A 24643-nucleotide genomic window follows, 5' to 3' on the forward strand; every position below is an offset into this window, starting at 1 on the left:
ATCATAAAAAGAGGTCAGGCAGAGGTATCTATGGATTTTAATCAAATCGCCCGCGAGCTTATTCCGCTGCTCGGTGGCAAGGAAAATATCGCCAGCGCGGCGCATTGCGCAACCCGTCTTCGTCTGGTGCTGGTCGATGACGCGCTGGCAGATCAGCAGGCTATCGGCAAGGTCGAGGGCGTGAAGGGCTGTTTCCGTAACGCCGGGCAGATGCAGGTGATTTTTGGCACGGGCGTGGTCAACAAGGTTTACGCCGCGTTTATTCAGGCGGCGGGGATTAGCGAATCCAGTAAATCCGAAGCCGCGGATCTGGCGGCGCGCAAGCTGAACCCGTTCCAGCGCATTGCCCGTCTGCTTTCAAACATCTTTGTTCCGATCATTCCCGCAATTGTTGCCTCTGGTTTGCTGATGGGCCTGCTCGGTATGGTGAAAACCTACGGCTGGGTCAATGCGGATAACGCCATCTACATCATGCTGGACATGTGCAGCTCGGCGGCGTTTATCATTCTGCCTATTCTTATTGGTTTTACCGCCGCGCGGGAATTTGGCGGCAACCCGTATCTCGGCGCGACGCTGGGCGGCATTCTGACGCACCCGGCGCTGACCAACGCCTGGGGCGTGGCGTCGGGCTTCCACACCATGAATTTCTTCGGCCTTGAGATCGCGATGATTGGCTACCAGGGCACGGTATTCCCCGTGCTGCTGGCCGTCTGGTTCATGAGCATCGTGGAGAAAAACCTGCGTCGCGCGATCCCGGATGCGTTAGACTTGATCCTGACACCGTTCCTTACCGTCGTTATCTCCGGATTTATCGCCTTACTGATTATTGGTCCGGCGGGCCGTGCGCTGGGCGACGGCATCTCCTTTATCCTGAGCACATTAATTGAACACGCGGGCTGGCTGGCCGGGCTGCTGTTTGGCGGGCTTTACTCGGTGATTGTGATCACCGGTATTCACCACAGTTTCCACGCGATTGAAGCAGGTCTGCTGGGTAACCCGTCGATTGGCGTTAACTTCCTGCTGCCGATCTGGGCGATGGCGAACGTAGCACAGGGCGGCGCCTGTCTGGCGGTGTGGTTCAAAACCAAAGATGCCAAAATCAAAGCCATTACCTTACCGTCGGCGTTCTCTGCCATGCTCGGTATTACTGAAGCGGCCATTTTTGGTATCAACCTGCGTTTCGTAAAACCGTTTATTGCCGCGTTGATTGGCGGTGCGGTGGGCGGGGCCTGGGTGGTCTCAGTGCATGTTTATATGACTGCCGTTGGGTTGACCGCTATTCCAGGTATGGCCATTGTGCAGGCAAGCTCTCTGCTCAACTATATTATCGGCATGGTGATTGCCTTCGGCGTGGCGTTTACCGTCTCGCTGCTGCTGAAATATAAAACGGACTCAGAATAATGACGTTACCTTCACGCTGGCCTGCGATCCTGCAGGCCGTTATGAAAGGCCAGCCGCGCGCGCTCGCAGACAGCCATTATCCGCAATGGCACGCCGCGCCGGTGACGGGGCTGATGAACGATCCCAACGGGTTTATCTGGTTTGCCGGGCGTTATCATCTGTTTTATCAGTGGAACCCGCTGGACTGCGAACATCGGTTTAAATGCTGGGGGCGCTGGAGTTCTGCGGATCTGGTGCACTGGCAGCATGAGCCGCTGGCGCTGATGCCCGACGAAGAGTATGACCGCAACGGCTGCTACTCTGGTAGCGCCGTGGATAACGAGGGTGTTTTGACCCTGTGTTACACCGGCAACGTCAAATTCGATGACGGAGACCGCACCGCCTGGCAGTGTCTGGCCGTGGAACAACCGGACGGCAGCTTTAAGAAACTCGGACCTGTGCTTGCGCTACCGGAAGGTTACACCGGCCACGTGCGCGACCCGAAGGTGTGGCAGCACAATGGGGAGTGGTACATGGTGCTGGGCGCGCAGGATCTGCAAAAACGCGGCAAAGTGCTGCTGTTCAAATCCGCTGATTTGCACACCTGGGCGTCCTGCGGCGAGATCGCCGGTCACGGCGTTAACGGCCTGACGGACGCAGGGTATATGTGGGAGTGCCCCGATCTGTTTGCCCTCGACGGGACGCATGTTCTGATCTGCTGTCCGCAGGGGCTGGCGCGCGAGCCGCATCGCTATCTCAACACCTATCCAGCCGCATGGATTAGCGGGGCGTTTGACTATGCAAACGCCGCATTCGATCACGGCGATCTGCACGAGCTGGACGCCGGGTTTGAGTTTTACGCGCCGCAAACGACGCTGGCGGAAGACGGTCGCCGCATTCTGATCGGCTGGATGGGCGTGCCGGACGGAGAAGAGATGCTTCAGCCAACACGAACGCATGGCTGGATGCACCAGATGACCTGTCCGCGCGAATTACGCTACCACGACGGCAAGCTCTGGCAGACCCCGGCTCGTGAACTGGAAGCGCTGCGTGAAGGTGAACAACGCTGGCAGGGGATCGCCAGTGATGCGCCAGAACTGGATGCGACGTGTCTGGAGTTTGAACTGAGTACATCGCGCGCGAACGTCGATTTCGGCGGAACCTTGCGTCTCACGGTCGATGACCAGGGGCTGCGTCTGGAACGCGCCAGTCTGAAAACCGGGGAAACATTGACCCGTTACTGGCTGGGGGACGTCCGCCATTTACGCGTTCTGTGCGACCGCTCCAGCGTTGAAATTTTCATCAATCACGGTGAAGGAGTGATGAGCAGCCGCTATTTTCCTGACCATCCGGCCCGTGTACGATTCGAAGGTGAGTCCGTCATCACATTACGCTACTGGTCGCTGCGCGCCTGCATGATAGAATGAGGGTTTTGGCAGCCGGATCTAAGTCGTTGTGAGAAAAACAAAACGCGTCACCATTAAAGACATCGCGGAACTGGCGGGGGTATCAAAAGCCACCGCCAGCCTGGTCCTGAACGGACGCAGCAAAGAGCTGCGCGTAGCGGAAGAGACGCGTGAACGCGTGCTGGCGATTGCCAAAGAGCACCACTATCAGCCCAGCATTCATGCCCGGTCGCTGCGTGATAACCGTAGCCACACCATTGGGCTGGTGGTTCCTGAAATTACCAACTACGGTTTTGCCGTGTTTTCTCACGAGCTGGAGACGCTGTGCCGTGAGGCTGGCGTTCAGCTGCTGATCTCCTGTAGCGATGAAAACCCGGGGCAGGAGACGGTAGTGGTGAACAACATGGTGGCGCGTCAGGTGGACGGGCTGATTGTGGCTTCCAGCATGCTTAACGATGCGGACTACCACAAGCTGAGTGAGCAACTGCCCGTTGTCCTTTTTGACCGCCACATCAACGACAGCGCGCTGCCGCTGGTGATCACCGATTCCATTACCCCGACGACGGAACTGGTGGCTGACATAGCGCGTCAGCATCCTGATGAGTTTTACTTCCTCGGCGGTCAACCGCGCCTTTCCCCGACGCGCGACCGCCTGGAAGGGTTTAAGCAAGGTTTGCGTGAAGCCAATGTAACGCTGCGCCCGGAGTGGATCATTCACGGCAACTATCATCCGAGCTCCGGATACGAGATGTTCGCTGAACTTTGCGCCCGCCTGGGACGTCCGCCGAAAGCGCTTTTCACCGCCGCCTGCGGTCTGCTGGAAGGGGTATTGCGCTACATGGGTCAACACAACCTGTTGCAAAGCGATATCAGGTTAGCCAGTTTTGACGATCACTACCTCTACGATTCGCTGACGATCCCTGTCGATACCATTCGTCAGGATAACCGCCAGCTGGCCTGGCACTGCTTTGATTTAATTAGCAAATTGATCGAAGGGGAGACACCACAGCCCTTGCAGCGCAAGCTGGATGCCACCCTGCAACGACGCTATAAGTCATCTATATAGCTCTGACCGATACATCAATAACTTTAATTAATTTAAGTTTTGGATGCGCCGATAACCATAAGGAATAATTCTCCTTGAGGTATTGGTCTATGTCGTTGAAAAAGTCGTCCCTGATTGTCCTGTTCTCACTGCTTTTCTTTTTTGTTGTCAGCACCGTCACCAGCGTTGGCCTCATCATTAAAAGTAATAATTCCCTGGATAATGTGAACAAAGAGATCCAGGTTGTGCTGTCGATTATTGACCCCATCAACCACAGCCGCACCCTGCGCGTTCGGGTGATGGAGTATGTGAAGATGGTGGAAGCGGGCAACTCGGCAGATGAGTCTGCGAAGCTTGCCGCAGTGAAAGAGGCGCTGACCAAAGCGGACCACGCCTTTGCTGCCTTTATGGATTCACCGCGTCTGACGGATGAAGCGCCGCTGGTGAGTGCCTATCAGGATGCCTGGCAAAACTACCGCAACCAGGGACTGGTACCGCTGATCAATGCTGCCGAAGCGCACGATGTTGCCAAATTTAACGCCCTGATCCCGAACGTGTCCCGCCTCGACCGCCAGTACGAGATCGTTCTCGACCAGGTGCTTTCCGTCCACCAGAAATACGCCAAAAGCCTGAACGAAGATGCGAGCAGCAACTTCGTCTCCGGCCTGGTGATGATTGCCGCTATCGCCTGCCTGTTTGTGGTGGTGATTGCCGCGGTCAGCCTGCTGATGAAGCGATTTGTGTTTGCCCCGGTAAACCTGGTACGCGAACACTGCAGCCAGATTGCGGCAGGCAAGCTGGACATCCCGGTGCCGGTGAAGGGACGCTCCGGTAACGAAATCGACCATCTTATGAGTTCGATGGAGCAGATGCGCCAGGCGCTGCTTGCGACGATCGCCCAGGTGCGCGATGCGAGCCATACCGTGACCCACGCAGCGCAAGAGATTGCCTCCGGGAATATTGACCTGGCGTCACGTACCGAGCAGCAGGCTTCCGCGTTAACCCAGACGGCGGCCAGCATGGAAGAACTGAGCGCAACCGTGGCGAACAATACCGATAACGTCTATCAGGCCGGAAAACTGGTGCAGGATGCGGTGAAAAATGCCCATACCGGTGAAGCGGTGACCCGTGAAGTCATCGACACCATGAATACCATCGCGGCGAACTCGAAGCGCATCGAAGACATTACCAGCGTTATCAACAGCATCGCCTTCCAGACCAATATTCTGGCGCTCAATGCGGCAGTTGAAGCGGCGCGCGCCGGTACGCAGGGGCGCGGTTTCGCGGTTGTGGCCAGTGAAGTTCGCACCCTGGCACAGAAAAGCGCAGTGGCGGCTAAGGACATCGAGAGCCTGATTGCGCAGTCGGTTTCCAGCGTGAAAAACGGTGCCGAGCTGGTGAACCGTTCGGGCGAGGTGATCGATTCCATTATTGGTTCTGTTAATAAAGTGAATACGCTGATGGAGCAGATCTCCGTCGCCTCTGAAGAGCAGAGCCGTGGGATCAGCCAGGTCGGACAGGCGGTAACCGAGATGGATGGCGTAACCCAGCAGAACGCCGCGCTGGTGCAGCAGTCCGCAGCGGCCGCGGCATCGCTGGAAGAGCAGGCGCAGCAGCTTTCGAGAAGTATTTCGAGTTTTAGTTTGCCGGTGCAGGCTTGATTTTAGGGAGAGGCTCCTGAGGGAGCCTTTTTTGTGTCTGATGTTGCGCGGAAATCGTGTGATTTTCCTTAATCTTTCTCTCCCGTTTCTGACACACTGCTTTTATACCGACTGATCACCTTTGCCCCACAAGTTGTTTTATCTCCATGCAGAACGCGACGTTGACCATTAACAGTGACATGGCTCGATCCAATTAACGTGGCCTCTTTACCGCATTGAGGGCAATTGAACTTATGGCCGGTAACTACCATTGCAGCACGGTCAACGGTGTGCGTGTAAATACCCTGTACGATTGTGCCGCCGTGAGTCGTGGTATCACCCACTAAAATGAATCGCTGATTCATCCGAATCCCTCCTTGAGTGAGATGTCAAAAATTTGCGCTGAAGCATATTTATGTAAATACCCATTAAAAGAGAAAGGTTTTTGGTTGTATAGTTTGCCACCTGCTTTGAACTTAATGCAAATTTGCCATTGCGGAAAGATCGGTCATGTGACTGTAAAAGGACGCTTATGAATGGACGCGAAATACGGTTTTCTCACTCACCAGTCGTTTTCAATCCCGAAGAAAGCCTGAATAAATATCTCCTGACCATCAGCCGGTCAGACTTGATTGCCGATGTGGAATCATTTACCGGCGAAGAAGCACTGAGTACCCCGTATCGATATACAATCCGTTTCACCTCCACCACTGACGACGCTGAAGCCTTTCATATCGTCCAGAAAGAAGCGTCATTTATTCTTCGAGCCGCCAACCCTGCATGGTCAAAGTATTTTCCCGATCGTGAAAAATGGGTCGCTTTGCGTAAAATCCCTGGCGTCATAACTGAACTCAGCAGAATCAGCAGCAGCGTTGAAGAAACGCTGTACGAAGCTGTGCTGGAACATCCTCTGGCGCTTCTTAACGCCCGCTATCGCAGCGCTATCTATCAGAATGTATCTGTACCAGAACTGGTTAAACGCATCCTCAAAGAACATGGTTTTGAGGGATATGAAATCAATTTTGACCTGCTTCACTGGGAATATCCGCAGCGGGAAATGATTGTTCAGTGGAAGGAAAGCGATCTGGGGTTCATCCAGCGCTTGCTGTCTGAAGTGGGTATATGGTTCCGGTTTGAGCTACATCCCGATCATGACCATATTGTTGTTATCGTGTTCGGAGATTCCGGGGCGCACTATGTACACAACCATAAGATCGCAGCAATCAACCCTGCTGGAACCGTAGGTAATTTCTACAGCCTGCGAAAAATGACAACCAGGCATACCATCGTTCCTGGCTCGGTCGATGTGCGTAACTACAACTATCGGGAGAGTAGGAATTACAGAGCACTCGAAACACAGGCCGATAAATCACGCCAGCCGGAACTGGTTTACGGTGGAGAATATCACTACGCGGATAATCATCTGGCATCCGGTGACCGTTACGCGATAGGCAAAGGCCAACACGCCGAAACCAGTTGGCACTATGCCCGAATTCGTCATGAGTGCCTGCTTACCAATATGATTACACTGGAAGCCGTAGCCGACGATCCCGCTATTGTGCCTGGATTCGATTTCGATATCACCGGCAATAAACCAGCAGCCTTTGACGAAGGGATGGTTGTCACCAGCATCCGCTCCACAGGTTCACGCAAGAGCAGTTTTCAAAGTGAAATTAAAGGGATTCCATTCAGCGAAATCTGGTGTTATCGCCCTGAACGTCTGCCACGACCAATCATCACAGGTACAATCCCGGCGAGAGTGTCGGGGATAAGCATTAACGATCAGCTTTCGCGAATAGATAATCAGGGTCGTTATCGGGTGCAGTTTAACTTTGACCAGGCTGAATGGAAAAAGGGTCTGGAGAGTATGCCTGTCAGGTTAGGGAGGCAGTACGCCGGTGATACCTATGGGATACATTTTCCCCTGCTGGATAATACTGAAGTTGGCATTGCGTTTGAAAATGGCGACCCGGAACGTCCGTTCATTGCCCATGCCTTCCATGATGAAATAAACCCTGATTTAGTTACTGACCGCAACAGCACACGCAACGTCATCAGGACTCCACGAAATAACAAACTTCGGATGGAGGATAAGAAAGACCGTGAGCACATCAAAGTCGCGACGGAGTACGGCAAGTCGCAACTGAATTTAGGGCACCTGGTCGATGCCAGGGGTAAGCGGCGCGGGGAAGGCGTTGAGTTACGCACCGACAAGCAAGCTTCGCTTCGTTCTGCTGAAGGCTTTCACATCACCACAGAGGCGAAACTAAAAGCAACAGGCAATCAGAACGACATGGCTGCGACCATAGCGCAGCTTGAATCTGCGTTACAACTGGCCAGTTCGCTTCAGGCCAGTTCGGAAATAGCAGATACGCCAGCCGCCGATCTATCGTCGGTGACTGAACTTCGGCAGCGAGTAGCAAAACCAGAAGATGCCACGCTCTCTCTTCATGGTGAAACCGGCATAGCTCTCACATCCCCTAAATCAGTCTTGCTCCATGCCGGGGAGAACATGACCACAACGGCCAGGCAGGACATGAGTGCTAACGCCTTTCGGCGCATGACTCTGGCCGCTGGGGAAGTCTTCTCCGTATTCGTCCGTAAAGCAGAGATGGTGTTTACTGCTGCAAAAGGGTCTATTCGGCTGACTGCACAGAAGGGGGAAATTAACGCCGTCGCGAATCAGAACATTAACCTCACCAGCTCCCAGGGCAAAATTGTCCTGAATGCGCAAGAGGAATTGCTGTTGATGTGCGGAGGTGCAGGCATTCGCCTTAAGAAGGGTGAAATGGAGTTCATTGCCCCGCATTACATCCGTATAAAAGCACCCGCCGTCGATTACATGGCGAAAGCAAGTCTTGACCATCTGAAGCCTACCTTTTCAGAAGGCGAGCTGGCTCAGCAGTTCCGGCTACATGCCCCCGACGACCCGGATCATATTCTGAAAGGTCAACGCTTCAGGCTCCATAAAAAGGGCGAAGTCATTGAGGGGATCACCGATGATAACGGCGAATCACCGCTACTTAACACGTCTGAACTTGACACCTGGTCACTCGAATTAGTCCATGAGTTAGAAGCCCCGGAGGAACCGTATGAGTGAGTCATCTGATACGCAGAACGCCAACCCATTTGATGAGGCTCCAGAGTCTCAGGATCCGCAAAGTTTCGGCGCACACAACAAACGTTTCCTGGCGCAGCAGTGTATCGGTGTTCCGGTTAATGCCGGTAAACCGATGTACACCACGAACTGCCCTGTTCATCGTCCAATGCCAGGCATTGTGATCCTGGTTCATGGTGTGAATGACGTGGGGGAAGCCTATCAGAACCAGGAGCGCGGCATCATCGAAGGGTTGAAAAAGCGACTGGGTCGCGATGACTTATGGCCGCATACGTGGGAAGAGAAAACCTACAAAATCCGTAATGCGGATGGGGTAATGGAGGATTGTACTGACTCACAGAAAAAGCAAATGGTCTGCTCAAATACTCCCGTGCGCTCACCGGTGATCCCGTTTTATTGGGGATATCGCCCGGTTGATAAGGCAATGTGGGAGGATGACCAGCGGCAGTACCGCGAAGCCATGCGCAACAGCGGCAATAACGCAGAAACCCCCTTACCGTATGATGCTTATCGCGAAAATGACCCGGCGATCCTGAAGCGATTCGGTGGTAAGTATGCGATGGACTGCTTTCACAATACTCTGGACCTAAATGGCGTCTGGGGAGGTGGAACGTTCGCCAATGCCACGACCAGCATCCCTGATATGCTTGGCCCGGGAGCAGGGGGCGCAGCGCTTGGTGCGGTCGGATTTTTGAGTCGCAGTGAACTGGCAAACGGCGGCGACTTTACCCACCCGGTATACAGCAACCCACACCGTATTTATCAGTTCTATGCAGCACAACGGCTGGCAAATCTGATTTTAACCATTCGCCAAAATAAGCCTACCGCCAAAGACACGATTAATATCGTTGCGCATAGCCAGGGAACCATCATCACCATGTTGGCAAACATGCTGGTTAAGCAGGCGGGGGAGCCTCCGGCTGATTGCGTGATCCTCAATCACTCCCCGTATTCGCTCGAAAATCGCTGGCTGGAGAACGGTCAGCCAGGTCATCACCAGACAGATGCCGCCCGGCAGCAAACCTTTGTGAATTTCTGCCGTCTGATGGCGACGAATGAAAAATTTGCGTCCAGCGGTGACGGGCTAATGACCGCCACAGATCAAAAAACGCTGCTCGACACGATGGCGCTCCCGCGCAAGGAGTTCAGCAGTAACTGGTATGATTCACCTTTAAATCAGCGCAATAACTTCGGCAAAGTTTATAACTATTTCTGCCCGAATGATGGGACCGTATCACTGCTTCCTGTTCAGGGTTTCGGCTGGCGCGGGGTTCCACAAAAGCTGGCCGACACCATCCCCAATTTACGCCAGCGCGTTTTTTTCCAGAACAGTAGTGTTGGTCATGCGCCAGATGGAAAACCGTTCCGTAAGCCTGCTGTGGGGAAAGGTGATTTCGCTTATTCCACATTGACGAACGCAAGCTGGGACTACAGCGATGTGGTTCCAAACGGTGAAGCCCTGCCTGAGCCGTTTATTTTCACTCTCATGGGGCAACTAAACCCTCTCGATACCAGTACGGACAAAGATAACGCCTACAAAGCACCTGTAGGGGGGAATGACGTTATGGTTTCGTATAACGCCAAAGTGGGAGCAACCAGCAACTCCCGGCGTACTAAGGAGGAAGTTTTCGACTGCCCTCCGTTTGAACCGTTCAAACATCTACGGCCCGGCCATGTCCTGACGAAAAGCGAAATCAACACGCTTGAGTATTGGCACAATATCGATATCGTCAGCGGTGAAATCACCGGTGTTAACGATGCCAACAAAAAAATCGTTGTACGCCGGAATTTGACCGAAGCCGAACTGCACAAGCTATTCAGTTCTTCAGACGATGTGATGTTCAGTCAGCATTCGTCCATCGTTATGTCACCTAAAGTACCGGAACTGGCGATGGCCTATGACATGGCTATCGGTCCGTGCAAATCGTTTGATTTTGAGCATGGTGCATTCTGGAAGAAATTACTGCGTATTGCCGACTGGCGCAGCGATTGGTCAGATGATCGTGATGCATCGAAATACTACAGATCAGGCGAACTACCTTCTGAAACCACCAAAAAATTCATGAACAAGCCAGGTTCAGTCTTGCCTACCGGCGAGTTTGGTGTAGTGAACCAGTTTATGAATGCAACCCGTGTGATCCCCGCTCGCTACCCGGAAGTCCATAACCGTGAAGTGGCAAATCTGCAATGGCCGATGCCTCCCGTTGAAGGTTTTAACACCGTACCCTCTGAGCCGAGAAGGAAAGTCGAATGATGAATAAAGGAGTTGCCCATGCAACGTTGGCCTGGCTGATGCTGATGGCGGGATGCACACAGTCACAGGACGCGCCGACGCAGGTGATTTACCGGTTTGATGATCATCGTTACCTGGAGTTGAAGGGATGGAACTGTGAGGGGGCATTATTCTACGTTGACCCGCAGCGCGGTATACGCTCAGAGGTTTCCAGCCAGTTTTACCGGGCATTTGCGAACAAGTATGTGCATCCCTCCGAGCGTTATATTGCCATTCCGTCCTGGGATACTGATGCCTTTGCAGTTTCAAAAGATTGCGGTAAAACCTGGCAGTCAGCACCATTCTCCCCGGCTACGCATAGCGTTGAACCCGATGGAACAACCAGACCAGGCAGAGAAAATATGCTCTCGTTCACGGTCGTTAACGATCAGGGATTTTTGCTTACTCGACAGGGGAATCTTTACATGAGTTCAAAACCCTTCGATGATCCGCGAATTTTACCCGGGGGCACCGGCGTTGATTATGTCGATGAAGATGGCGATAAACATCACCTTCGACCGGGTTTTGCTGGTGCAGCCTGGGGGCTATCGTACCTTCCACCGAAGTCTCTTAAATATCTAACAGCTTCTGAGTTAGCTAACTGGCAAAACTTGCCGACTCACGTACCTGAAGTCAGAAATTATAAAGGCTGGGATCATATGCAGTGCAACCCGGATAAAGGGCTTAAGCAATGAGCACTCTGATTCGGGCAAGCCTCCCGTTGAAGGATTCAGCACAATACCCACTGAACCGAGAAGGAAAATCGGATGATGAATAAAGGAGTTGCCCATGCAATGTTGGCCGGGCTGATGCTGATGGCGGGATGCACACAGTCACAGGACGCGCTGACGCAGGTGATTTACCGGTTTGACGATCATCGTTACCTGGAACTGAAGGGCTGGAACTGCCAGGGCGCGTTGTACTACGTTGACCCGGTGCGCGGTATCCGATCTGAAGTCGCCAGCCAGTTTTACCGGGCGTTTGCTGACAAGTACGTGCATCCCTCTGAGCGTTATATTGCCATTCCCGGATGGGAAACTGATGCCTTCCTTGTTTCAAAAGATTACGGTGAAACCTGGCAAGTTGCGCCATTTAACACCGGCTTTCATACGGTCGAACCGGATGGCTCAAAAAGTCCATCCAGAGAAAATATGCTCTCGTTTACGGTTGTTAACGATCAGGGTTTTTTGCTTACTCGTCAGGGCAATCTTTACATGAGTTCAAAACCCTTCGATGACCCTCGGATTTTACCCGGAGGCTCCGGCGTTGATTATGTCGATGAAGACGGTGACAAACATCACCTTCGACCGGGTTTTGCTGGTGCAGCCTGGGGGCTATCGTACCTTCCACCGAAGTCTCTTAAATACCTAACAGCTTCTGAGTTAGCTAACTGGCAAAACTTGCCGACTCGCGTACCTGAAGTCAGAAATTATAAAGGCTGGGATCATATGCAGTGCAACCCGGATAAAGGGCTTAAGCAATGAGCGCCCTGATTCGGGCAAACCTGCCGATTGCTATCCGATCAGGATAATCTGCCATGCCGGAAGATTGACCGTACTGAGATAGCTCCCGCCAGCAGTGAGCGCTATGTATTCAAATCCGTCAGCACAAAGAATTTTACATTCACCCCAGCAATATTTCCCTCCCTCATTCGTCTACCTCATCACAAGCCATAATCAGTTACTGTAAACGAGGTACACACCATGAGAGATTTTGATATGCACGAAAGAGGTCACGGACGCGGATTCGGTCGCCACCGTATGGGCAAGGGTTTAGTCATCGGCGCAGTGATCTTCGTTGCACTCGGCCTGCTGGTAATGTCCCTGTGGAACGCCTTGCTTCCGGCGATCCTCGGCGTGAAAGCCATCGGGTTCTGGCAGGCGCTGGGCATACTGGTGCTGAGCCGCATTCTGTTTGGCGGGCTGGGTTTCCGTCCCGGGATGTTTGGTGCACACCGCCGGATGCACGAGCGCTGGATGAACATGACCCCCGAACAGCGCGAGGCGTTTATTCAGCAGCGTCGCGAAGGGTTTGGTCGCCACGGGCGCGGTCACTGCGGCTGGCACGGCCATCGTGACGATAAGCGCGATGACAACGCGCCAAAAACGCCGGAAGCAGAGTGAGCGAAATGAAAGCCGGGGAGGCGGGCGGAACCATGCTGATGTCGGCGCTCAATGCCTGTCGCGCCAGGCTGAAAGCCTTCATACGCGGGCGCACGTCCGTCCGTGATGATGCCGACGACATTTTGCAGGAAGTCACGTATCAGCTGATGAAAGTGCAACAGCCAGTCGAGAACGTTGCTGCGTGGCTGTTCCGCGCGGCGCGTAATGAGATGACTGACCGGTCGCGGAAAAAACGCGAGGTTTCGCTCTCCGGCTATTTTACGGGCGACGATGAAGACGGTTTTCCGGAAGACGAGCTGGCCGAAACCCTGTTCGGTGTGCCGCAGACACCGGAAGAGGAGTATCTCAAAACGCTGTTGTGGGAAGAACTGGAACAGGCGTTGTCTGAACTTCCACCGCCGCAGCGGGAGGTATTCGAAAAGACCGAGCTTCACGGCTACAGCATTAAAATGCTGGCAGAGGAGACGGGTGCCAGCGAGCAGGCGCTGTTATCCCGTAAGCACAAGGCGGTGTTGTTTCTGCGTACGCGGCTGCGGGATGTTTATGACGCGCTGACCGGTGAATAGCGGCGACAGACAAAACCTTACACTTCCGGCACTTGTAGATTCATCACTATCGTTTATGATCGGGGCGTCTTGTTACTCTGGAATGTTATGCGCAACCGTCAGCTTCTCGGAAAATGGCTTTTGATCGTCACCTGTCTCGCGATGGCACTTTGTCTCGTGCAGCGTGCGGTGTATCTCAACCATTTTTTACAGGGACTGGATCCGCAAACTTCCCAGATAGCTGACGCCCCAGCTCAAAACAGCAACACTGAACAGCCCGGCCCGTCACCTTGTCAACTGGGCGCACACTCGCTTCTCTGCGCGCAGCCGCTGTTCTTCGACGGTGCGCTACCGGCCATTATTATCTTCTTTGCCCTCCTGCAGCTGTTTACGCAGGGGCGGGTATTTGTTTCCAGAGAACAACCCGTTCAGGCGCCGCCTCCCCGAATACATCTTAAAAACTGCGTTTTCCGTGAATGAAAAACATCGTCACCACACGATAATTTTCACTATTCACGGAGTAAAACATGTTTAACCTTTTCAGGGGGTTCGTCTTCCTGTGGCTGTCCTGCATCGGTATTACCCATGCGGCAGACACTGGCTGGCAGGTCTCCCCACAAAACGATCACGCGCGTATCCGCTTTCAGGCGGAAAGAGATCAAAACCGCATTCAGGGCTTGCTCACCGTCGAGCTAAAGCCCGGCTGGAAAACCTACTGGCGTGCGCCGGGCGAGGGCGGTGTCGCGCCGAAAATCAGCTGGCCGGAAGGCGTAACGGACAGCTGGTCCTGGCCAGTGCCTTCGCGTTTCGATATCTCCGGCATGACCACGCAGGGATATCACGACAAGGTCACGATCCCGATTGTCCTCGACGGGGTGAAGGGAGACGCGGTCGACGGAACGCTGACGCTCTCCACGTGCAGTAATGTCTGCCTGCTGACGGACTACCCGCTGCATCTTGATTTTACCCAGCCGGTCGATGCAGGTTTTCGTGACGCTTTTGACCATGCGATGCGCTCTATTCCCGGCTCGTCGGGCGTTTCATCTGACCTCACCGCCTGGCTGGCGGACGGCAATCTGGTCATTACAGGGACAACGGAAGGAAAGTGGGACAATCCGGGGATCTATTTTGACCCGCTGGAGGGGGATATTCTTCCGGGAGAACCCGTCATTAAGCACGACGGCCATCAGCTTCGGGTGACCGTTCCCGTCACCGATGAGTGGGGAGATAAGCCCACCTCGCTGGAAGGTAAAGCTCTGTCGTTTGTGTTGACCAATGGCAGTAAAGCCCAGCAAACCGTAATGACGGTTGGAGCAACGCCTGCTGCGTCCGCAGCGCCCGGCACGGGCAAAATGATGCTCTTTGCGCTGTTGGGTGGGCTGATCCTGAACCTGATGCCCTGCGTATTGCCGGTGATGGGCATGAAGCTCAACAGTATCCTGCATGCGGGCTCGAACAAACGAACGATCAGGCTGCGTTTTCTGGCAACCAGCGCCGGGATCCTCACCTCCTTTATGCTGCTTGCCGCGATGGTGACTGCGCTTAAGCTGACCGGGGCATCGCTGGGCTGGGGTATTCAGTTCCAGAACCCGTGGTTTATCGGCCTGATGGTCGCCGTGACTTTCCTCTTCGCGCTGAATCTGTTTGGGGTGTTTGAGATGCTGCTGCCTTCTGCCACCGCAGGACGCCTGGCCGCAACAGGCGGCGCGGGGCTGGGCGGCAGTTTCTGTGAAGGGATGTTCGCCACGCTGTTGGCCACGCCGTGCTCCGCACCATTCCTCGGTACTGCCGTGGCGTTTGCCCTCGGAGCACCGCTGCAGACCCTGTGGCTTATTTTCCTGATGCTCGGCGTGGGAATGAGTTTGCCGTGGCTGTTCGTCGCCCTGGTGCCCAAAACGGCCATGCTGCTGCCGAAACCCGGCCGCTGGATGAACACGCTTAAGGTGATCCTGGGCCTGATGATGCTGGCCTCCAGCCTCTGGCTGGCGACGCTGTTGAACCTGCATCTGGGTGATACGATTGATCAGATCGCGATGCTGGTGCTGATTGTTGTCGCACTGGCGCTTTTTGCATTGAAGGGGCAAAGGTCCTCGCCACTGTTCTGGCTGGTCGTGATCTCCCTGTCGGTATTTGGTGGATACCAACTGCGCGGGTTGCTTAACGCATCACCTGTTCTCGCAACGCAAAGTGTGGAGCAGACGATCCCGTGGCAGCCGCTAAGTGAAGAGGCCATCCAGATGGCGCTTGCGCAGGGGAAACGGGCGTTTGTGGATATCTCTGCCGACTGGTGCGTAACCTGTAAGGTTAACGAGCATCGGGTACTGAATCAGCCGGAAATCATTGCCGCACTGAGTCAGCCGGACGTGGTGGCCCTGCGCGGAGACTGGAGCCAGCCTTCCGCGCTTATCGCTGCGTTTCTTGAGAAGCGAAATCGCTACGCCATTCCGTTTAATGAGGTGTATGGCCCCGGTATCCCGGACGGGGAGATCCTCTCGCCGCTGCTGGATAAGCGCACCCTTGTCACCACCCTGAACAACGCAAAAGGCTAACCGTTTTATGAAAAAAATCCTTATTACGCTGCTGCTACTTCTGGCCTCTGTTCAGGTGATGGCGGCAACACCCCTGACGCCGGAACAGGAACAACGTGCGCAGAAGATGATCTCTGATTTCCTGTTTAACGATCCGAACTCCCCGCGCATCGGCGCGAAAAACCCAAAACTGACGCTTGTGGTCTTTACGGACTACAACTGCCCGTACTGCAAAAAATTCGACCCGTACCTGGAGAAAATTGTCGAAAAATACCCGGATGTCGCAGTGGTCTTTAAGTTTTTGCCTTTCCGCTCGGAAAGTTCGCTGACCGCAGCGCGTGATGCCTTAACGCTCTGGCGCGCGCATCCGGAGCAGTTTATGAAATTGAACCATACCCTGATGGCGAGAAAGGGGTACCACGATGACGCCAGCATTCAGGAGGCGCAAAAACGGGCGGGGGTGAGTGTCACGACGCCAGATGAGGAGAGCCTGATGACGATTAAGCGCAGCCTGATCGTTGCAGAGAAAATGGGGATTCAGGGAACACCCGCCACGCTCATCGGTGAAGGATTGCTTCCCGGCTGGGTGCCGTTTGAACAGTTCGATGAAATGGTCAGTGACGCACTGAAAAACCGCTAACCTGAAAGGGGGGCTTGATGCCCCCGATAAACCGGAGAGGGAAATGAATAAATTACTGTTACTTTCGGCGCTGGTATCTTCAGGGCTGGCGCAGGCGGCTGAAGCCATACCGGATGTGGTAAAACACTTTAGCGAGCAGCAGGACATTAAAATCATTAAGAAACTGGATGCACCTGGCGGCGCGCCAGCCTGGCTTGGACAGTATCAGGATATGGGCGTGACGCTCTTTTTAACGCCGGACGGCAAGCACGTGATCTCGGGGTATCTGTACGATGACAAAGGAAAAAACCTCAGCGAAGGTTATTTCCAGAAAGAGATCTATGCCCCAATGGGACGCGAAATGTGGAAAAAGCTTAACGCGGCGCATCCCCTGAAGGAAGGGGCGGAGAACGCTCCGCGTAAAATCTTCGTCTTTGCCGATCCGTTCTGCCCGTACTGCAAACAGTTCTGGTCAGAGGCGCAACCGTGGGTGAAGGCCGGTAACGTTCAGCTCAATACGCTGCTGGTGGCGTTTCTCAACCCCAACAGCGGACGTAATGCCGCCGCTATACTAAATGCGAAAGATCCGGTCTCGGCCTGGCGTGATTACGAATTATCTGGCGGTAAAAAATTGCCCAAACCGGAAGGCAGCGCATCCCGTGAAACCGTTGAAATACTGCAGAAACACCAGGCGTTAATGGACGCTCTGGGCGCTAACGCCACGCCAGCCATTTATTATCTGAATGCGGAAAATGAGCTTCAGCAGGTGGTGGGTATGCCGGATGAAAAACAGCTTGAGGCAATGTTCGGGCCGAAGCCATAAAAAAAACAGGCAGAAACGGGGTGTTTCTGCCTGCTCTTCACTTAGCTACCCCAGCGACCTTTCAGGTAGTTAACCGCCTGCTGGGTCTGCGGCTGGTTCAGGTAATCTTCCCTGAACAGGATCGTACCATTTACGTTGGGTAGAGAATCGTTCAAATCGAGCTGTTTTTTCAGCTCCGGCACGCCACCCTGAACCATCCAGTCCGGTTCATTTTTCGACGGTTCACCCACTTTATAGAACGCAATGCCGATATACAGGCGAGTGTGGGTCGGCTTAACGACGTCGGCCCACCATTTGGTCAGCACGTCGTAGCGCGCAGCATCCCGGGAGAAAGGCCAGTAAATCTGCGGGGCGATGTAGTCCAGCAGGCCTTGCTGCACCCACTGACGCGTATCGGCGTAGGATTCATCATAGGCTGCAGCGCCGCGTGTGTCCGAGCCTGCCGGGTCAAATGAACGGTTACGCCACACGCCAGCCGGGCTGACGCCAAACTCGATACCGGGTTTTGTCTGTTTAACCGCGCGGGAAACCTGCACGATCAGCTGCTGCGTGTTGTGCCTGCGCCAGTCGGCTTTTGAGGCAAATCCCTGGCCGTACTGCCGGTAAGTCTTCCCGTCATTGAGCGCCGAACCGGGTGATTCAGCATAAAAGTAATCATCAAACTGCACGCCGTCTATCGGGTAGTTTGCCACCACTTCGGTGACCACTCGGGTGATCCAGTCGCGCACTTCCGGAATGCCCGGGTCGAGTACGAAACGATCGCCAGAAATGCGTACCCACTCCGGGTGCTGGACATAGACGCTGGACGGGGTCTGATATGACGTCCGGTTCAGGGCGGCGATGGTCGAGGGTTTGGTGTTGGTCGACACGCGGTATGGGTTGAACCAGGCATGCACCTTCATGCCGCGCTTGTGCGCTTCATCCAGCATAAACTGCAGTGGATCGTAACCTGGATATTCACCGATATTGCCCGTCAGCATATCTGACCACGGTAAAATTTTTGACGACCAGAGTGCCGTGCTGTCCGGTTTCACCTGGAAAAACACGGTGTTAATTCCTAGCCGCTTAAGATTGTCGAGCTTGCTGGTCAGTGCCTGCTTTTGCATCGCGATGCGTTGGTCAGCGCTGCGGCCATTCACTGATGCCACCGGTGGCCAGTCGAGGCGGGAGACGGTCGCCAGCCAGATCCCGCGCATCGGCTCGTTGGACTGCTGCGTCGGTGTACTGACGGTGGGAAGAGGGGTAACCAGTGATTTCGGTGGTTTTGAGGAGCAACTCACAAGTAAAAGCGCGCAGCCAGCCAGCGCACCAATCCGTTTTACATGTCGCGTCATTTGCGTATTAGCTCTTGATAATCCGACTGTTAGCCCAGGGATTAAAGGCGGGCGTTTCCTGTTCTGCGCGTCCTTCATCGTTGAGGGAGTCCAGATACAGGGCTTCGACTTCCGCGCGCGCCCACGGGGTACGGCGCAAAAATTTCAGGCTCGATTTAACGCTGGGATCTTTTCTGAAACAGTTAATTTTGATTCGGTCGCCCAACTCGTTCCAGCCATATTTCGCCACAAGGGCGTTGACCATCATCTCCAGCGTTACGCCATGCAAAGGATCGTTAGAAATGTGTGCAGTCATAAGCGTCCGGATGTCTCAATTTTAATGGGGTTGGGTTAACCGGTGAAAGGGTACAAGAAAGCACGGGAAGCGGCAATGACATCCCGCGCTGATGCTTATTCCGCACGGCTGGCGTCCCGGTTGGTATAGGTGACAGGCACCCACCCATAGCCGCCGTTTTCGCCTTTGGTGACATAGCCGATACCCGGGAACGGTAGATGGGGCGCGGCAACCAGGTCTTTATTTCTCACAAAGCCCGCAAACGCCTCTTCGCGCACGCGTGCCGCTTTGTTCTGATCTTCATCGTAGGTGATGGTCACGTCGGGCTGCGGGAACTGGACCGCCGCGGCATGAATGATGTCTCCCACGAAGGTGATCTTCTCGCCTTTACTTTCCAGGGTATAGAATGCCGAACCCGGGGTATGGCCGGGATGAACCGTGCCGGTAATGCCCGGCAGGATCTCAGAAGTGCCGCTAAAAGGCACCACTTTACCGGCATCAAGGTAAGGTTTTAACGTTTTCTGCGCGACGTCAAAGTAGTTCTGCCCGTAACCCGTTTTTTTCTGATTGTCTTCGTTAAAGAAGAAGTCGATTTCCGGTTTTCCAACGAAAACGCGCGCATTGCTGAACACCGGCTTACCGTCTTTCACCAGGCCGCCAGCATGATCGGAATGGACGTGAGTGAGCAGGATTTCGGTAATGTCCTGCGGCTTAACCCCCTGCGTGGCAAGGCTCTCAATCAGACGTCCACCGTTACCGGGGCCAAAGAGCTGGCCTGAACCGGTATCCACCAGGATTTTGTGTCCGGGCATCGCAATCAGGAAAGCGTTAATGGACACTTCAGCCGGGTTGGTCTGGAAATTTTTCGCGAGCAAAGCATCAATCTTTTGCGGCGTTGTCCGGCGCAGTAATTTATGCAGATCCTGAGCGACGCTCCCGTCTGTAAACGAAGTGACGATAATATCGCCGACCTGAACGCGGTATCCGCCAGCTGGTTGTTCAACAACGTGCTGAGGCGTATTTGCCAAAACCTGTAATGAAGGGTAGAGAAGTAATGCACTGGATATCAGCGTGGACAGAGCAAGTTTTTTCACGGTAAGCATAAGAGTCTCCTTTGAAAGCGCTCATCTTACTTCTCCGTAAAAATAGAAGAACCTACCTAATAATGACAGGAGCCAGCATAATAGCCGGGTGGTGCAGACACCATTCCCGGCCCGTAAGACGTTATTTTTTCAGCGGTGCGTTCCAGCTGTCCGGCGTGGCTTTTGACCAGGAGCCATAAGCGGCATTAGGCAGCACAATCCAGTCATTGCCGAAGTGTTCAGCGCTGGCCTCAACCAGCTCACGTTGCTGCTCGCTCGGTTTTTTGTTTTTAAATTGCACGGCGAAATCCGGCAGGCTGTCGCCGAACAGCATCACGATCTGCTGTTTTTTGAGGATACTCTGGCGACGCTCTTCTTTGCTGACCGTATCCAGAAGTACGCTCTCGTCTGTAACCTGTGGAAGTCCCAGAGATTTTAACGTATTGAGCGTGTCGGCTTTGTTTTCCTGCATACGATCCGAAACATAATAAATACGGACTTTGCTTTGATTCACGTGGTCAAGAAAGGCTTTCGCGCCAGGGATCAAACCCGGTTTTCCCTGTTTCTCCCAGTCACTCCAGGTGTCCCATTGGGTAAAATCGTGACACTGTTCCGTATCGCGCACCAGTAAAGGGGTGTTATCAAGGACAGTTTCATCCAGATCCATGACGACGGCGTAATTCTCTGGCGTTTTCAGATCTTTTAATTTTTCATTGAAACGTTCAGTAGCAAACCGATACGTCTGCATCTGAAGCGCCATAATCTCGGCCGATTTCTGCTGATAGCGCAGGGCCATTTCATACGCTTTGGGTTCACACAGGTCACGGTTAGCCGCCATTGCCGTTGTACTGAATACGGGTAATGCCAGCAGTAATACCTTAGCCATTGAATTCACACTTCTTTCCTCAACATCTTGTTAAAATCCCGCAAGCGTAATGGAGTTCAATGACAGAAAAATGAACCTTATGTGGCAACTCAACTTACAGTGAGGCTGCCGCCCGGGCCGCAGTGTCATACAGTGATGCTATCGTGCGTAACAGTTGTGCGGTTTCTCCAATTGATGCCCCTGAAATGCCACTTTCTGCCTGAATATTGATAAGACACGCTTCCCGTACATCACGGTATTTCATACATAACGCTTTACCTTCCTCCGTTGTGGAGAAGAAGAGCTCTTTACCCGCTTTCTCGCTCGTCACGTAGCCTGCTTTGACCAGCTTTTTCAGGGCATAGGTCACTACGTGGGTATCTTCCACGTTGAGGACGAAGCAGATATCGGCCAGCTTTTTCTTGCGGTTGCGGTGATTCACATGATGCAGCAGTGAGACATCAAACGCCCCCATATCAGGCTCACCAGCTGCGGCCATACAGCGCACCATCCATTTGTTAAACGCATTGCTGGTCATGATTAATGCGTACTCCAGTTCCGATAATTCTGCACAACGCGCAGACACCAGATGATGGGAGGAGACGATACGGCCATCATTGATATCGTCGCGAGGTGTTGAAGTACTCTTTTTGGTGGTCATAAGGGTCCTTAGCCAGAAATGTAAACTCGTCGATAAAATAAGAACATTTTATTGATAATTTGTTTACATGTTTTTGAGGTTCAGATATAGCTTTTTAGCGCAGGTTTTGCGAAGTCTGCCAACAAAACACAACATCGCTCGCCGCAAATTAAAAAAATAGCCGTCGGCGCGCAACGCTCACTTTCGATAGGGTAAACGTTTATGGACGGTACTACGCTGTTACCGCTGATCGGGATACCGATCGTGGTTATTGGTTTTGCACTGCGCTTCAACCCGCTACTGGTGGTTGTGGTGGCGGGGCTGGCGACGGGTCTGCTGGTCGGCATGGATTTCGGTATGCTGCTGGAAACCTTCGGCGAGAAGTTTGTGAATAGCCGATCGCTGGCTACCTTCATTCTGATCCTGCCCGTTATCGGTTTGCTGGAGTACTACGGACTTAAAGAACGCGCTCAGGCCTGGGTGGCGAAGATCGCCAGCGCGACCTCGGCGCGTATTCTCATGCTTTATTTTGTCGCCCGTGAGGGTACGGCTGCACTGGGTCTGATGTCGCTGGGCGGTCATGCGCAGACGGTGCGCCCGCTGCTGGCACCGATGGCCGAAGGGGCGGCGCTGAACGAATATGGCGAGCTGCCGCAGCACATTCGCGACAAAATCAAAGCCCATGCCGCCGCGTGTGACAACATCGCGGTCTTCTTTGGGGAAGACATCTTTATTGCCTTTGGCGCGGTGCTGCTGATTGACGCGTTCCTGAAAGAGAATGGCATTCAGGGCATTGAACCGCTCCATATTGGTCTGTGGGCCATCCCGACCGCCATTGCGGCATTGATTATTCATATGACGCGCCTCCTGCGCCTGGATGCCAGCATCCGTCGCGACGTGATGGCCTGGCGCGCGGAGCAGGGAACGCAGGAGGCCGCGCAATGATGACGCTTATTACCATTAACCGCGTGTACTACCTGATTGGCTTTGTCGTGATGCTGCTGGTTGTGATGACCCTGCGCGATCGCGCCAATCCTAAGCGTTTTACCACTGCGCTGTTCTGGTTTTTATTCGGCGGGATCTTCCTGTTTGGCGACCTGATGGTGCAGGAGCTCGGTAAATCGCTGGCCTACCGGATTATTGGCGGCGGCGTTATCGTTATCGCGCTGCTGGCGGGTTTTGGGCTGGTCGGGAAAGGGCACTATAAAATGGCCTCCGATGAAGAGCGGGTTGCCTCGTCAAACCGGCTCAAAAACTGGCTGTTCCTGCCCGCACTGATGATCCCGGTGGTGACGGTTCTCGGGACGTTATTCCTGAAAGGGGTTTCTGTAGGCGGTGTGTTCCTGCTCGATCAGAAACAACTCACCCTGGCGGCACTTTGCGTGGCTTGTGTCGCGGCGATCCTCACAGGCTGGTGGCTGACCAAAGGCACGCCGCTGCATGCGGTTCGTCAGTCCCGTCGTCTTGTTGATACCATCGGCTGGGCGGTGATCCTGCCGCAAATGCTGGCCATGCTCGGCGGCGTGTTCGTGGCGGCCAATACCGGTGATTCAGTGCAGAAGGTGGTCAGCCTGTTCGTTAACCCGGATAGCCGCTTCATGCTGGTGGTCATCTACTGCGTGGGTATGGCGCTGTTCACCATGATCATGGGTAACGCGTTTGCGGCCTTCCCGGTGCTGAGTGCCGGCATCGCCTTACCGTTCCTGATCAACGTGCATCACGGCAACCCGGCGCCGCTGCTGGCGATTGGCATGTACGCGGGCTATTGCGGCACGCTAATGACGCCGATGGCGGCGAATTTCAATATCGTTCCCGCCGCGCTGCTGGAGTTGAAAGACAAATATCAGGTGATCAAGATCCAGATCCCAACCGCGTTAACCCTGCTGGTGGTGAACGTGTTCTTAATGTATTTCCTCGTGTTTCGCTAAGGAGCTGTTATGGAATTAACGCAACATCAGGCTGACGCGTTTGCCCGCATGCCATTGACCTATTTGCGCCAGGAATATCCGAACCACATTATGCACCTGCTGAATGATGATGGAGATGTTCTGCCACCTCGCGAATTGCACCCGATTTTCTACGGCTGTTTTGACTGGCATTCGGCGGTGCACGGCTACTGGCTGCTGCTGCGCTGCGTGCGTCTTTATCCAGAATTGCCGTGCAGAGAGGAGATTGTCGCGCTCTTCGCTGAGCACCTGACTGAAGAGAACGTGGCGAAGGAGCTGGACTATTTCACAGCACCGTTCCGCGCGTCGTTTGAGCGGCCGTATGGTTACGGCTGGCTGCTGGCGCTGGCCCAGGAACTGAAACAGTCGTCGTTGCCTCAGGCCGCAGGCTGGTATCAGACACTCCAACCCTTAACGCTGGACATTCGCGACAGGCTGGTAGATTACCTGAACAAGCTCACCTATCCGATCCGCGTCGGGACGCACTACAACACGGCGTTTGCGCTCGCCCTGGCGCTTGATTACGCCCGGGTAGTGGAAGATAGCGCGCTTGAGCAGGCTATTCTGACGGCGGCGGAGCGGTTTTATCTTGCCGACACGTGCTATCCGGCCCACTACGAACCCGGCGGTGATGAGTATATTTCCGGTGCATTGACCGAAGCGTTACTGATGAGCAAGGTGTCAGAGGACTTCCCGGCGTGGTTTGACGCGTTTCTGCCGGAGGTGGGGTCGATTGCGGCACTGATGAACCCGGCGGAAGTGAGTGACCGAACCGACCCGAAAATTGCTCATCTGGACGGATTAAACCTGAGCCGTGCCTGGTGTATGAAGCATATTGCCAAAGCATTGCCGGCAAACCATCCGGCGCAGCAGGCATTGCGTGATGCCGTGACAAAACATCTTGCCGCAAGCGTAGAGCATGTGGTGGGTAGCCACTACAGCGGCGGACACTGGCTGGCGAGCTTTGCGTTGCTCGCTCTGGAATAAACGTAGGTGCAGCGCC

The 24643-nt window shown here is 54.1% G+C and carries 23 protein-coding genes; 17 read left to right on the plus strand and 6 right to left on the minus strand.

The features are described 5' to 3' along the window. Positions 1-30 precede the first annotated feature (30 nt). The 4 genes from AC0XWG_RS18440 (at position 31) to AC0XWG_RS18455 (ending at position 5492) form a co-directional block, all read left to right on the plus strand. Positions 31-1401 carry a sucrose-specific PTS transporter subunit IIBC gene (locus AC0XWG_RS18440; RefSeq protein WP_049007660.1) on the plus strand — a complete coding sequence of 457 codons (1371 nt, stop codon included), beginning with the start codon at positions 31-33 and terminating at the stop codon, positions 1399-1401. Continuing rightward, complete coding sequence (locus AC0XWG_RS18445) at positions 1401-2807, plus strand: sucrose-6-phosphate hydrolase (RefSeq protein ID WP_108089887.1); 1407 nt, start codon at positions 1401-1403, stop codon at positions 2805-2807. Before AC0XWG_RS18440 ends, AC0XWG_RS18445 begins: the two co-directional genes overlap by 1 nt. Positions 2808-2835: 28 nt before the next feature. Further along, positions 2836-3852, plus strand: a complete 1017-nt coding sequence (locus tag AC0XWG_RS18450; RefSeq protein WP_028018952.1) for a LacI family DNA-binding transcriptional regulator — start codon at positions 2836-2838, stop codon at positions 3850-3852. 89 nt (positions 3853-3941) lie between these two features. Continuing rightward, entirely contained in the window at positions 3942-5492 is a 1551-nt protein-coding gene (locus AC0XWG_RS18455; RefSeq protein WP_475680890.1) for a methyl-accepting chemotaxis protein, read from the plus strand. A 68-nt stretch (positions 5493-5560) separates the two neighbouring features. On the opposite strand, the gene AC0XWG_RS18460 is transcribed toward AC0XWG_RS18455, so the two are convergent. After that, positions 5561-5836, minus strand: coding sequence for a PAAR domain-containing protein (locus AC0XWG_RS18460; RefSeq protein ID WP_475680891.1), 276 nt, complete (start codon positions 5834-5836; stop codon positions 5561-5563). A gap of 167 nt (positions 5837-6003) precedes the next feature. Here AC0XWG_RS18460 and AC0XWG_RS18465 point away from each other — a divergent pair, with 167 nt between their 5' ends. From AC0XWG_RS18465 to dsbG, 10 genes are all read left to right on the plus strand, one after another. After that, complete coding sequence (locus tag AC0XWG_RS18465) at positions 6004-8571, plus strand: type VI secretion system Vgr family protein (RefSeq protein WP_475680892.1); 2568 nt, start codon at positions 6004-6006, stop codon at positions 8569-8571. After that, complete coding sequence (locus AC0XWG_RS18470) at positions 8564-10843, plus strand: T6SS effector phospholipase Tle3 domain-containing protein (RefSeq protein ID WP_475680893.1); 2280 nt, start codon at positions 8564-8566, stop codon at positions 10841-10843. Before AC0XWG_RS18465 ends, AC0XWG_RS18470 begins: the two co-directional genes overlap by 8 nt. After that, complete coding sequence (locus AC0XWG_RS18475; RefSeq protein WP_475681120.1) at positions 10843-11556, plus strand: T6SS immunity protein Tli3 family protein; 714 nt, start codon at positions 10843-10845, stop codon at positions 11554-11556. The genes AC0XWG_RS18470 and AC0XWG_RS18475 overlap by 1 nt, the downstream gene beginning before the upstream one ends. A 72-nt stretch (positions 11557-11628) precedes the next feature. Beyond that, positions 11629-12345, plus strand: a complete 717-nt coding sequence (locus AC0XWG_RS18480; protein WP_475680894.1) for a T6SS immunity protein Tli3 family protein — start codon at positions 11629-11631, stop codon at positions 12343-12345. A gap of 219 nt (positions 12346-12564) precedes the next feature. Beyond that, positions 12565-12984 (plus strand): hypothetical protein, encoded by a 420-nt coding sequence (locus tag AC0XWG_RS18485; protein ID WP_475680895.1) that lies wholly within the window; start codon positions 12565-12567, stop codon positions 12982-12984. 5 nt (positions 12985-12989) lie between these two features. After that, positions 12990-13550, plus strand: a complete 561-nt coding sequence (locus AC0XWG_RS18490; protein ID WP_134708220.1) for an RNA polymerase sigma factor — start codon at positions 12990-12992, stop codon at positions 13548-13550. Between the two features lie 87 nt (positions 13551-13637). Then, positions 13638-14009 (plus strand): hypothetical protein, encoded by a 372-nt coding sequence (locus AC0XWG_RS18495; protein WP_049007666.1) that lies wholly within the window; start codon positions 13638-13640, stop codon positions 14007-14009. A 47-nt stretch (positions 14010-14056) separates the two neighbouring features. After that, complete coding sequence (locus AC0XWG_RS18500) at positions 14057-16078, plus strand: protein-disulfide reductase DsbD family protein (protein WP_475680896.1); 2022 nt, start codon at positions 14057-14059, stop codon at positions 16076-16078. Between the two features lie 7 nt (positions 16079-16085). Then, positions 16086-16697 carry a DsbA family protein gene (locus tag AC0XWG_RS18505; RefSeq protein ID WP_129325115.1) on the plus strand — a complete coding sequence of 204 codons (612 nt, stop codon included), beginning with the start codon at positions 16086-16088 and terminating at the stop codon, positions 16695-16697. 43 nt (positions 16698-16740) lie between these two features. After that, positions 16741-17499, plus strand: coding sequence for a thiol:disulfide interchange protein DsbG (gene dsbG / locus AC0XWG_RS18510; RefSeq protein ID WP_475680897.1), 759 nt, complete (start codon positions 16741-16743; stop codon positions 17497-17499). A 41-nt stretch (positions 17500-17540) separates the two neighbouring features. On the opposite strand, the gene AC0XWG_RS18515 is transcribed toward dsbG, so the two are convergent. The 5 genes from AC0XWG_RS18515 to AC0XWG_RS18535 form a co-directional block, all read right to left on the minus strand. After that, positions 17541-18833, minus strand: a complete 1293-nt coding sequence (locus tag AC0XWG_RS18515; RefSeq protein ID WP_475680898.1) for a glycoside hydrolase family 10-like protein — start codon at positions 18831-18833, stop codon at positions 17541-17543. A 7-nt stretch (positions 18834-18840) separates the two neighbouring features. Then, complete coding sequence (locus AC0XWG_RS18520; RefSeq protein WP_028018961.1) at positions 18841-19128, minus strand: VF530 family protein; 288 nt, start codon at positions 19126-19128, stop codon at positions 18841-18843. 95 nt (positions 19129-19223) lie between these two features. Continuing rightward, positions 19224-20210, minus strand: a complete 987-nt coding sequence (locus AC0XWG_RS18525) for an MBL fold metallo-hydrolase (protein ID WP_128347688.1) — start codon at positions 20208-20210, stop codon at positions 19224-19226. Between the two features lie 121 nt (positions 20211-20331). Further along, entirely contained in the window at positions 20332-21075 is a 744-nt protein-coding gene (locus AC0XWG_RS18530; protein ID WP_416233448.1) for a 5'-nucleotidase, lipoprotein e(P4) family, read from the minus strand. Between the two features lie 94 nt (positions 21076-21169). Continuing rightward, complete coding sequence (locus tag AC0XWG_RS18535; RefSeq protein WP_128347690.1) at positions 21170-21715, minus strand: winged helix DNA-binding protein; 546 nt, start codon at positions 21713-21715, stop codon at positions 21170-21172. A gap of 201 nt (positions 21716-21916) precedes the next feature. Between AC0XWG_RS18535 and AC0XWG_RS18540 the strand changes: the two genes are divergently transcribed. The 3 genes from AC0XWG_RS18540 to AC0XWG_RS18550 are packed head-to-tail and all read left to right on the plus strand — an operon-like array spanning position 21917 to position 24627. Further along, positions 21917-22639, plus strand: a complete 723-nt coding sequence (locus AC0XWG_RS18540) for a DUF969 domain-containing protein (protein ID WP_008501655.1) — start codon at positions 21917-21919, stop codon at positions 22637-22639. Next, positions 22636-23622 carry a DUF979 domain-containing protein gene (locus tag AC0XWG_RS18545; protein ID WP_028018965.1) on the plus strand — a complete coding sequence of 329 codons (987 nt, stop codon included), beginning with the start codon at positions 22636-22638 and terminating at the stop codon, positions 23620-23622. The genes AC0XWG_RS18540 and AC0XWG_RS18545 overlap by 4 nt, the downstream gene beginning before the upstream one ends. Positions 23623-23631: 9 nt before the next feature. Continuing rightward, positions 23632-24627, plus strand: coding sequence for a DUF2891 domain-containing protein (locus tag AC0XWG_RS18550; RefSeq protein ID WP_128347691.1), 996 nt, complete (start codon positions 23632-23634; stop codon positions 24625-24627). Positions 24628-24643: the final 16 nt, after the last annotated feature.

This window comes from Enterobacter sp. DVT3837 (genome assembly GCF_056238685.1).